This is a genomic window from Paracoccus spongiarum (assembly GCF_030732095.1).
GTDB lineage: Bacteria > Pseudomonadota > Alphaproteobacteria > Rhodobacterales > Rhodobacteraceae > Paracoccus > Paracoccus spongiarum.
Window position 1 is genome coordinate 1 of the sequence record NZ_JAVAMQ010000039.1, and the last position, 10,773, is coordinate 10,773.

At 61.7% G+C, this 10,773-nt stretch carries 9 protein-coding genes and 1 pseudogene; 2 read left to right on the top strand and 8 right to left on the bottom strand.

Annotation, left to right across the window (positions count from 1 at the left end; genetic code table 11):
* Positions 1 to 246: hypothetical protein (locus Q5Y72_RS19040; protein ID WP_305964976.1), on the top strand; the 246-nt coding region annotated here is incomplete at its 5' end.
* Between the two features lie 7 nt (positions 247 to 253).
* A pseudogene (locus Q5Y72_RS19045) lies at positions 254 to 691 on the top strand (IS6 family transposase); the annotation flags it as partial.
* Between the two features lie 498 nt (positions 692 to 1,189).
* On the opposite strand, the gene cydB reads toward Q5Y72_RS19045, so the two are convergent.
* From cydB to Q5Y72_RS19090, 8 genes are all read right to left on the bottom strand, one after another.
* Positions 1,190 to 2,221 (bottom strand): cytochrome d ubiquinol oxidase subunit II, encoded by a 1,032-nt coding sequence (gene cydB, locus Q5Y72_RS19055; RefSeq protein WP_305964977.1) that lies wholly within the window; start codon positions 2,219 to 2,221, stop codon positions 1,190 to 1,192.
* Entirely contained in the window at positions 2,218 to 3,675 is a 1,458-nt protein-coding gene (locus tag Q5Y72_RS19060) for a cytochrome ubiquinol oxidase subunit I (RefSeq protein ID WP_305964978.1), read from the bottom strand. The genes cydB and Q5Y72_RS19060 overlap by 4 nt, the downstream gene beginning before the upstream one ends.
* A gap of 330 nt (positions 3,676 to 4,005) precedes the next feature.
* On the bottom strand, positions 4,006 to 5,757 hold the full coding sequence (gene phaC / locus Q5Y72_RS19065; RefSeq protein ID WP_305964979.1) for a class I poly(R)-hydroxyalkanoic acid synthase: 1,752 nt from the start codon (positions 5,755 to 5,757) through the stop codon (positions 4,006 to 4,008).
* A gap of 84 nt (positions 5,758 to 5,841) precedes the next feature.
* Positions 5,842 to 6,489 (bottom strand): LutC/YkgG family protein, encoded by a 648-nt coding sequence (locus tag Q5Y72_RS19070; RefSeq protein ID WP_305964980.1) that lies wholly within the window; start codon positions 6,487 to 6,489, stop codon positions 5,842 to 5,844.
* Positions 6,486 to 7,913, bottom strand: a complete 1,428-nt coding sequence (locus tag Q5Y72_RS19075; protein WP_305964981.1) for a lactate utilization protein B — start codon at positions 7,911 to 7,913, stop codon at positions 6,486 to 6,488. Before Q5Y72_RS19075 ends, Q5Y72_RS19070 begins: the two co-directional genes overlap by 4 nt.
* A 2-nt stretch (positions 7,914 to 7,915) precedes the next feature.
* On the bottom strand, positions 7,916 to 8,659 hold the full coding sequence (locus tag Q5Y72_RS19080) for a (Fe-S)-binding protein (protein WP_305964982.1): 744 nt from the start codon (positions 8,657 to 8,659) through the stop codon (positions 7,916 to 7,918).
* Between the two features lie 31 nt (positions 8,660 to 8,690).
* Positions 8,691 to 10,463: an L-lactate permease gene (locus tag Q5Y72_RS19085; protein ID WP_305964983.1), complete on the bottom strand. Its 1,773-nt coding sequence runs from the start codon at positions 10,461 to 10,463 to the stop codon at positions 8,691 to 8,693.
* Between the two features lie 85 nt (positions 10,464 to 10,548).
* Positions 10,549 to 10,773: NAD(P)(+) transhydrogenase (Re/Si-specific) subunit beta (locus tag Q5Y72_RS19090; RefSeq protein ID WP_305964984.1), on the bottom strand; the 225-nt coding region annotated here is incomplete at its 5' end.

Sequence of the window (10,773 nt, forward strand, 5' to 3'; positions counted from 1 at the left end):
CTCGTCAGTGCCAATTCCGACAATGTCGACTATGGCGAGACGATCTGGGTCGACAACGGTACCGACGAAGGCATCACGACCTTCACGGACCGCGGCATCGAATGCCTGCGGGAACTTCTCGCAGACATCCGGACATGGGACGGCGGAATCCTTGAATTCCTGCAGGACGAGAAGTGTGAGCCCGACGTCATCGAACGCATCATGGAGCACGAGAAAACCGTTAACTCCAGACGGCCTTCGGCGTGAGCTTACGAAACACTGGCTCTGGCGGGCGGTTGACGCCAATGGCCACACGCTCGACATCCTCGTGCAAACCCGCCGGAACGCCAGAGCCGCGAGGCACTTTCTGGCAAGGCTCATCGCGCAATTCGGCCAGCCGCGTGTGATGATCACCGACAAGCTGCGCAGCTACTTCAAGCCAATCCGGAACCTGGCTCCCGACGCCGACCACAGGGCACACAAGGGGCTGAACAACCGGGTCGAGGGCTCACACAGACCAACGCGACGGCGAGAGAAGATCATGGGACGCTTCAAGTCCCAACGACAGGCGCAGAGATTCCTCGCCGCCCATGACCAGATCAACACCCTCCTCCGTCCCCGCCGCTATCGTCTCACCGCATCTTCATACCGCCACGCACGGGATGACGCCTTCAGCCTGTGGAACGACTATGCGCTCGAGATGAACGCATAAGCGCTCACGCTTCGCCCCCCTTTGCGCCCACAATCACCCAACTTGGCAATGCCTCTGGAAGTTCTCGCACTTGAAGAAAAGGTCCGCTCCGGTCAGCGCGTTCAGCACAGACGAAGTTAGCAGCGGCGTGCGGTGGATGTGTGGCCGGACGCGCTCCCGCGCGACCTGGACGTCATCGACGCCCGGGATGTACATGCCCCTCCTCCGCGCCTTTGGTCGGAACCGGCGGTTGACCCGCATTCTTCCTCAAACAGTTATCTCGCAGATCCTTGGCCGGCTGCTCACTTGGAAGGCGACGCGAACGCCTACTTCAGGATAGCAGATGATCATGAGGATGAACACTGAAAATGTGCACCTTCAGTCGCTACCTAAATTCTACGGTGTTTGTTTGAACTTACAGAATCCATATTCGAATGCACCAGGCGAATAGCCCGACGGTCACAACGCTTGCCATCCACAAGCCTACAAAATAGGCAAGTCTGATCAACCCGTGACGCATCAGTGATAACCTTCGTCTGGATCGACTTTGCCGCGGAACACCCAATAAGAATAGGCTGTATATGCCAGGATTATGGGAACGAGGACAAGCGCGCCAACTAACATGAACATCTGGCTGTTCTCGGGTGCAGCGGCCTCCCAAATTGTGACTTCAACGGGAACAATATACGGATACATCGAAATTCCCAGGCCCACAAAACTGATAATGAATAAGGACAAAGAAAATATAAATGGCCAGTAGTCACTCTCTCGCAAGCGCAACGTCCGAAACATACCAAACGCCAGCGCAAGAACGGATCCTGCCACCGCTATCGCCAGCAGGATGTTCCATCCTCTGATCCAGCGGCTGTAATAACCATCCTGAAGAAATGGGGTCCATAGGCTGATTGCGCCAATGAATGCAAGGGTAGCCACCCCGAGGGGCCAGGCGCGCTTCCGCATTCTGGCCTGCAAAGGGCCTGCTGTCTTCATGACAAGCCATGTTGCGCCCAGAAGCATATATCCAATAATCAAAGCGACCCCGACGGTCACTGAAAAAGGCGTTAACCAGTCCCACCAGCCCCCGGAATAACTGCGCGCAGCCTTGTCGATGTCGATGCCCTGCAGCAATCCGCCGAGCGCTATGCCCTGAAAAAACGTCGCGAGGCAAGAGCCGCCAATGAAGGCAAAATCCCATACTTGCCGCCATCTCTGAGTTCGCCAGCGAAATTCAAACGCCACGCCCCGAAAGATCAACGCCAACAGCATGGCGATAATCGGAACATAGAGCGCGGGTAGTATCAGCGCGTAGGCCAAGGGAAATGCAGCAAACAAACCACCTCCACCCAGCACGAGCCAGGTTTCGTTGCCGTCCCATACCGGGGCCACCGAATTCATCATGACGTCACGATCACGACCATCGCGTTCCACGGCGAATAGGATTCCGAGTCCGAGATCGAAACCGTCGAGAATCACATAGACCAGCACTGAGAACGCAATGACAAACGCCCATGCCAACGTCAGATCGAACGACACACCTTCTGCGATTATCATGTGAGGTCTCCGTTGCGTTTGTTGCGGTTCGCCTTCAGCGTCAACTGCTGCTGCGCCGGCGTGATACCCGCTGTGCGGGTGGGACTTTCGGCCACCTCAGCCAATCGCGGCTCGGCCTCCATCGGCGGACGCCCCATCAGTCTTAGGATATAGTAGGTCCCCGCCCCAAAGACGGCAAAGTACACGATGACAAACGCTATCAGCGAAGTGCCGACGGCAGCTGCGTCCAGCGGCGCGACACTGTCGGATGTCCGCAAGTATCCGTAAATGGTGTAGGGCTGACGTCCAACTTCGGTCGTGAACCACCCAGCCAGGACAGCAACAAGACCAGAAGGTGCCATGACAAGCGCGGCGCGATGGAGCATGGCTGCATCAAATAATCGACCGCGAAGCCGCGTCCACAATGACCAAAGCCCTATGCCCAGCATCCCAAAACCGATCGCCACCATGAGCCGGAATGACCAGAATACGATCGCGACCGGTGGCTGATCTTCGCGGGGAATCGTGTCGAGGCCCGCCATGGGAGCGTTCAAGTCGTGCTTTAGGATCAAAGAACTTAGCTTGGGAATACCAAAAGCGTAGTCCAGACGCTGTTCGTCTTGATTTGGAATCCCGAAGAGGTAGAGGGGTGCGCCCTCGGGATAGCTTCGGAAATGCCCTTCCATTGCCATCACTTTTGCTGGCTGATGTTCGAGGGTGTTCAGGCCGTGCATGTCACCCAGAAATATCTGGATCGGTGCGAATATTGTTGCCATCCACATTGCCATTGAGAACATGGTGCGTGTCGCAGGATTGGCCGATCCCGGCCTGTGCCGCGACCTTAGCAGATGCAGGGCAGCTACGCCGCCTACGACAAACGCTGTGGTCAGATATGCGGCGGTGACGGTGTGCATCAGGCGAAAGGGGAAAGACGGATTAAAGATCACTTCCCAGAAGTCGGTCGGCAGGAACTGTCCGGTGCTGGGATCTATCCTGAAACCAGCCGGCGTATGCATCCAGCTATTGACACTCAGAATCCAGAAGGCGGACGTTGCCGTGCCCACCGCCACCGCAAGGCAGGCGATCATATGCAATGTAGGGCCGACACGCTCGCGTCCGAAAAGCATGATACCGAGAAATCCAGCTTCCAGAAAGAAGGCTGAGAGGACTTCATAGGCCATGGGACCGCCGATCACCGGCCCTGCCCTGTCGGAAAACACCGACCAGTTTGTCCCAAACTGATAGGACATGACGATTCCCGACACGACCCCCATTGCGAACGCAAGAGAGAAAATCTTGACCCAGTACCGAAAAAGATCGAGGTAGCGTTTGTCTTTAGTCCAAAGCCAGAACCCGTTCAGGGTGGCCAGAAAGCTGGCTAAGCCGATGGTGAAAGCGGGAAACAAAAAATGAAAACTGACCGTGAAGCCAAACTGGATCCGAGCCAGCAGAACAGCGTCAGAATGTTCGAACATGTCCCACCCTTCTTTTGAACCCGCGGTTGCGGGAAAACCTGGTGTCGGCCGCGATCGCTTTGTCTCAATTCTGGTGTGTTGCCCTGCAACCCCGACAGATGCGCCTTCATGGTAAAAATAGCGGCAAGCCAACGAATGCCAAAAGGTGGCGTCACGCCTCCTGCGTGCATTAAAGACACCACCACACCAACTTTAAGTATTCGTGCATTTTGTCCCGGAACAGACCTTCTTCGGCGCACCACCCCACAACGCTAAACCGTCGATCCACTGTTGGCTGAAGTTTGGCAGCCTCTGGTGAACGCGGCTTGCTGGCCCGACAGGCAGCCATAGTCATGTCGCCCTGACATAGCTGCCCGGGGCGGGTTCGATCGGCATCAGGCCTCCCTTTCCTGGCTGATAGGCTGGCACCTGTTCGCCGTCGGCATGGCTGTCAATCCAGTCCCGCCAGTGCGGCCACCACGATCCGTCGTGATGTTCAGCCCCGGCAAGCCATTCCGAGGGCGACTCGGGATAGTCCGCGCGGGTCCAATAGCCGTATTTCTGTCGCTTCGAGGGTGGATTTATGACCCCGGCGATATGACCCGACCCGCCCAGCACGAAGGTGGTGTCGCCCGACAGCAGGCCGGTGGTCGGATAGATCGAGGACCATACGGCGATGTGATCTTCCTTGGTGGCCAGCACGTAAAACGGGATGTCGATCTTGGAAATGTCGATCGGGACGCCGTCCATGGTCAGATAGCCTGGTTGGCGCAGACCGTTCTCGATATAGATCTTTTCCAGATACCACAGCAGCATCGCGGCGGGCAGGCGGGTGCTGTCGCTGTTCCAGAACAGCAGGTCGAAGGCCGGCGGTTTGCGGCCCATCAGGTAGTTCATGACATGGAACGACCAGATCAGGTCGTTCTCGCGGATCATCGAGAACATGTCCTGAAGGTGGTGATTTTCCAGATAGCCCTTTTCGGCCATATGCTCGCGCAGCACCTTGAGCCGGTCGCGGTCGATGAAGACGCCCAGTTCGCCGACATCGGTGAAATCGACCATGGTGGCCAGCGTCGTCGCGGTCTTCACGCGCTTGTCGCCCTTGGCGGCAAGATAGGCCAGTGTGGCGGTGACCAGAATGCCGCCGATGCAGAAGCCCAGGATGTCCACCTCGGATTCGCCGGTCGCCTTTTCCACCGCATCCAGCGCCGCCAGAGGGCCAAGCCGCATGTAATCCTCGAAGCTCATCGCGGCATGTTCCTTGGTCGGGTTGACCCAGGAGATCAGGAACAGGCTGTGCCCCTGTTCCAGCATATAGCGGACCAGGCTGTTATCGGGGCGCATGTCGAAGATGTAGTATTTGTTGATCCACGGGGGCACGAAGATCAGCGGACGCTTGTGCTGGGTCTTGGTCAGCGGCGCATAATGGATCAGCTGCATCAATTCGTTCTGGAACACGACCTGACCCGGCGTGGTCGCCAGATCGCGTCCGACCTCGAAAGCCTCGGGGTCATGGGTGGCGATGGCCAGCCGGCCGTCGCCGCGTTCCATATCTTCCAACAGGTTGCGAAACCCGTCCAGCAGACTGCGCCCTTCGGTTTCTAGAAAACGATCCCGTGCCGCGGGATTGAGCGCCAGATAGTTGCTGGGCGACAGCGCGCTGAGCAATTGCCGGGTGTAGAACCTGACCCGCAGGCTTTCCTTGTCGCCCTGCGGCAGCGTGTCCAGCAACCGTTCGGCCGCCTGTTCGATGGCCAGATGCACGTCACGCAGTCCCCGGCTGACCGGATTGCTTGTCCAGCGCGGGTCGCGAAAGCGGCGGTCCTTGCTGTCTTCGCCCTTGCCGGTCCAGGCGCCAGCCCAAGCCTGCGCGCTGTCTTTCCACAGGTTCATCTGGAAATCCAGCATCGCCCAGGGATTGCGGGTCAGTTCCAGGCCCGCGCGGGCATAGGCACTGGCCACGGATCTGGCATCAACAACCGAGAAATCCTGCCCGCTGGCTTTCGCCATCGCATTCGCCTGGCTGCGCACGGTCAATTCGCGCGCCCGTTCGATCAGGTCAACGAATTCCGCCGTCTGGTCTACAATCTGCGTCTGGTCCATGAATGCTCCTTGGTTTGGCTGCCCTGCCGCGAATATGCTCTTGCGTCGAGTTTGTCTTGCACACGCAGTGTAGATGAGCACGTGTCAGCCTGTTGAAGTGACAAGGATCACGTGCAGGAAGCCCGGTCCGTGTGCGCCGCGGACATAGCTGCCCTCGATGTCGGTGGTGCCGCTGGGGCCGGTGATCAGGATCGCGTTGCGGGGCTGCGGCGCGCCGGTGATCCGGCTGGCATAGTCTTCCAGATGCGGCAACAACGCGGTTTCATGCAACACGACCAGATGATGCAGCGGCAGGAAGGACAGCAGGACCGGCGTCTGCGGACCTGAATGCACCACCAGGGACCCGCTTTCGGCGATGCCCCAGTCGGCCACACCCAGCGCCGCCGCCTCGTCGGGGGCGATGCCGGCATGTGTCTCGATGCCGGTCCAGTCGAGATCGGACAGCGCGGCGGCGGGTTGCAGGGCAATCGAGGCGGTCAGCCCCTGCGCGGCCAGATAACGCCGCACCGCGTCGGGCACGGCCGCCATGTCGGGCACGGCGTCGATGGTGGTTCCCAGCGCCGTGGCCTTGGCCGCGAACGCCCCGGCAAGGGTCGGAGCGGCCAGCGGCGGCCGGGTTGTCGCCGGCGCGTCCAGCAAGGCTGCGGCCTCGGCGGCGATGGCGTCTTGGGCCGGGCGCGGCGTGGGCAGGCTGGCCCGGATGGCGGCCAGAATGCGGTCGCGTGCGGTCATTGCCCCGCCCCCTTTTTCGCCTGCTGATCGCGATACTGGTCCATGAAACTGCGCCCCGGCGGGTGCGGCAGGTCGCGATGCGCCGTCCAGCCGCCGGCCAGTGGCAGGCTGCCGATCCATCCGCGTCGCCCGAACAGCCGCAGCACAGGCAGCGCAAGGCGCGTGGCAAGCCGGTACAGCGCCGGGCGACGGGCCAGCATCGCCCAGATGCCGATGCCGGCGCGCATGACGCCGGGCTCCAGCCCCTCGCGCCAACTGCGCACCCGCCAGGCACGCAGCAGCGTCGGGATCGGAATGCCGACCGGGCAGACCTCGGCGCAACGGCCGTTCATCGTGCAGGCATGCGGCAGGTCGCGCGACCCGGCCAGACCGTCCAGAACCGGGGTCAGCACCGCACCCATCGGTCCGGGATAGGTGCCGCCATAGGCATGCCCGCCGATCTGGCGATAGACGACGCAATGGTTCATGCACGCCCCGCAGCGGATGCAGCGCAGCATCTCGCGAAATTCGTCGCCCAGCATGCGCGAGCGGCCGTTGTCGACCAGGACGATATGCATTTCCTCGGGTCCGTCGGCATCGCCCGGACGCTTTGGCCCGCAATGAAAGGTGGTGTATTGCGTCAATTCGCCCCCGGTCGCGGATCGCACCAGCAGCCGCAGCAGCGCAAAGGCATGGGCGGTCGAGGGCACCAGCTTCTCGATCCCGGCCGTCACGATATGGATGCGGGGCGGCGTGGTGGTCAGCTCGGCATTGCCCTCATTGGTCACGGTGCAGGTGGCGCCGGTATCGGCCACAAGGAAGTTGGCGCCCGAGATGCCGATATCGGCGCCAAGGAACTTGGCCCGCAATTCGCGCCGTGCGCTTTGCACCATCGTCGCGGGGTCGTCGGCGGTGGGCGGCGGGTGGTGGCCTGCCTTGAACAGTTCGGCCACCTGTTCGCGCGTCCGGTGCATGGCCGGCCAGATGATATGCGAGGGCGCCTCGCCGGCAAGCTGGATGATATGTTCGGCCAGATCGGTCTCGACCCGTTCAATGCCGGCATCGGCCAGCGCATGGGGAAGGCCGATCTCCTCGCCCAGCATCGACTTGGCCCGCGTGACCAGCCTGGCCTTCGCGTCAAGGCAGATGCGGGTGACGATGGCTCGGGCCTCGGCATCGTCCGCGGCCCAGTGAACCTTGGCGCCCGAGGCGATGGCGTTGCGTTCGAAGGTCTCAAGATAGTGGTCCAGATGCGCGATCACGTGATCCTTGATCGCCTTGCCACGTGCGCGGGCCGCGTCGAATTCGGGGAAGGCCGCGACGGCGGCGGCGCGCTTGCGTTCGGCGGTGCCCGTCGTCCGGTCGATGGCCAGCTTCAGTGTGGGGTCGGCCAGCGCCGCCCCGGCGCGGGCCTTGAAGGATGGCTGTGGCTTTGGGTGCGACATGATCACGCCTCCTCGCCGATGGCCGGGCCGTCTGCGCGACCCGCCAGAACCTCGATGGTATGGAAACAGCGCGTGGCGGCGCCGCGCCGGTGCAGCTTGCCGGCCATGTTCATCAGGCAGCCCAGATCCCCGGCCAGCAGCAGATCGGCGCCGCTGCGTTCGATCGCCTCGGCCTTTTCGGTGACGATGGCGTTCGAGATCGGGGCGTATTTCACGCAGAACGTCCCGCCGAAGCCGCAGCAGACGTCATTGCCTTCCAGGCCGTGCATCTGAAGCCCCTCGATCTCGGCCAGCATCGCGCGCGGCTGCGCTGCCACGCCCAGATCGCGCAGCCCCGAACAGCTGTCGTGATAGGTCGCCGAGGCATCCAGCCGGCGCCCCTGCGGACGATAGCCCATCACGTCCACCAGAAAACTGGTGATTTCATGCGTTCTGGCGGCAAAGGCGCGGGCGCGGGCGGCCCAGTCCGGGTCGTCCGCCAGCAATTCGGGATAGCCATGCACCATCGTCGCCGCGCAAGAGCCAGAGGGCAGCACGACATGATCGAGCCCCTCGAAGGCGGCGATGGTCTGGCGGGCCAGATGCGCCGCATCGGCATCATCGCCACTGTTGAAGGCCGGCTGACCGCAACAGGTCTGTGCCGCCGGCACCTCGACGATGCAACCGGCTTCCTCCAGCAACTGGATGGCGGCAAAGCCGATCTGCGGACGGATGGCGTCGACAAGGCAGGTGACGAACAGACCCACCCTCGGATGTGGCTTTGCGGACATGGCGACCTCAGTTGTTGGCGGGGACGGTGGGCGCCCGGCCGCGATTGCGCGACATGGTGAACAGCACGATCACGGGCCAGATCAGTGCCGCAAGCCACCACGGATTAAGGCCGCCCGCGAGGAAGGCGAGGCCGATGAACCCGCCCTGGACGATGTAGTAGAACATCGGAATCAGGGTCATGCGGATGATCTCGCCCTCGCGGTCCACAAGGCCCACGGTGGCCGAGGCCGCCACGACATTGTGCACGCAGATCATGTTGCCCGCCGCCCCGCCGATCGCCTGAAGTGCCACAACGAAGCCTGCACCGGTCGCGCCCAGGCCGATCTGTTCGGCCGTCGAGAACTGGAACAGCGAGAACATCATGTTGCTGATCGTGTTCGACCCGGCCACGAAGGCACCCATCGAGCCGATCAGCGGCGCGAACATCGGCCATGCGCCTCCGACGACCGACGATACACCTTCGGCCAGCACGATCGGCATCGACGCCATCGTGGCGGACGCCGAGTTGATGAACACCTGCACCATCGGCACCGCCAGAAGCAGCGCCGGGGCGGCTGCGATCATGGTCGAGCCTGAGGAGCGCACAGCCTTGCCGAAATCGCCGACCCTCATCCTGTGGAACACCAGCGTGAACAGCGAGGCCAGGATCAGCACGGTGCCCGGCAGGTACAGCCATTGCACCCGCGCATTGATGCCCGACCCGAACAGGTCGTTGAAGGCCATCGTGCGCCCGGGCGCGGTCAGCCAGGCCTTGAGTTCGGGGATGGTGCGCGTCGCAACCAGCAGCAGTACCACGACGATGTAGGGTGTCCATGCCTTCAGCAGCGACATGACCTGATGTCCAGCGCGGTGATCTTCGAGGTCGTCCAGCTTGCCGATCCATTTGCCATCCCACTGCTCGCGCGGCGGAAAGTCAAAGATGTCCTTCGGCATCAAGAAGCCGGCTCTGGCTGCGGGAACGACGATCAGCAATCCGATGATACCACCCACCAGGGACGGGAATTCGGGTCCGAGAAGGCTCGCGATGATCCAGTAGGGAACCGTGAAGGCCAACCCGGCGAACAGCGCGAACTTCCAGATCCTGAAGCCGTCGACAAAGCTGCGCCGGGCCCCGAAGAACCGCGTCATCATCCCGACCATGATCAGCGGGATGAGAAACCCTATCAGGCCATGCAGCGTGGCTACCTTGACGGCGATCTCGACCAGATAGTCGCCGAACGCCATCGGCGCGATGGTCTGCTCGACCAGGGCCTGCCCCGAAAGGCCGGTATTGACCCCCACGAGGATCGGCGTGCCGACCGCTCCGAAGGATACGGGGGTGCTCTGGATGATTAGTGACACCAGGACCGCCGCCATTGCAGGAAAGCCGATCGCCACCAGCAGCGGCGCCGCGATCGCCGCCGGCGTGCCGAAGCCCGATGCCCCCTCGATCAGCGATCCGAACAGCCAGGCGATGATGATGGCCTGCACCCGGCGGTCAGGCGAAATGCGCGTGAACCCCGCCCGGATCGACCGGATTCCACCGCTTTCCTCCAGTGTGTAGAGCAACAGGATGGCCCCGAAGATGATGTAGAGCAGGCTGACAGCGGTCACGGCGCCGTTTACCGTGGCGCCCAGCACCTTGTTGAAGTCAGTTCCCCAGACCAGCAGCGCGGTCGCGGCCGTGACCAGATAGGCGACGCCCATCGACAGCTTGGCAGACCGTGCCAGAACCACCAGCAGCAGAAAGACCGTGGCAATTGGAAGCAGGGCCAGAATGAATGTCAGAATACCAGGCATCTTTCCTCCTCACATGCGGGGGACCGTTTTGGACCGACTCGGTTCGGCAAAAGCGGATTATCCCCTCTTTTTTGCACTGCGATACCTATTCGATAATCGGCAGCAGCTTGTTGATGCTGTCCTTGGCGTCGCCATAGAACATGCGGGTGTTGTCCTTGAAGAATAGTGGATTCTCGATGCCGGAATAGCCGGTGCCCTGCCCGCGCTTGCTGACGAAGACCTGCTTGGCCTTCCACACCTCCAGCACCGGCATGCCGGCGATGGGGCTGTTCGGGTCGTCCTGGGCAGCCGGGTTCACGATGTCGTTGCT

Coding starts and splice junctions, on each gene's coding strand:
- cydB (WP_305964977.1), bottom strand. CDS start 2,221: ATGATAATCGCAGAAGGTGTGTCGTTCGATCTGACGTTGGCATGGGCG.
- Q5Y72_RS19075 (WP_305964981.1), bottom strand. CDS start 7,913: ATGTCGCACCCAAAGCCACAGCCATCCTTCAAGGCCCGCGCCGGGGCG.
- phaC (WP_305964979.1), bottom strand. CDS start 5,757: ATGGACCAGACGCAGATTGTAGACCAGACGGCGGAATTCGTTGACCTG.
- Q5Y72_RS19060 (WP_305964978.1), bottom strand. CDS start 3,675: ATGTTCGAACATTCTGACGCTGTTCTGCTGGCTCGGATCCAGTTTGGC.
- Q5Y72_RS19085 (WP_305964983.1), bottom strand. CDS start 10,463: ATGCCTGGTATTCTGACATTCATTCTGGCCCTGCTTCCAATTGCCACG.
- Q5Y72_RS19070 (WP_305964980.1), bottom strand. CDS start 6,489: ATGACCGCACGCGACCGCATTCTGGCCGCCATCCGGGCCAGCCTGCCC.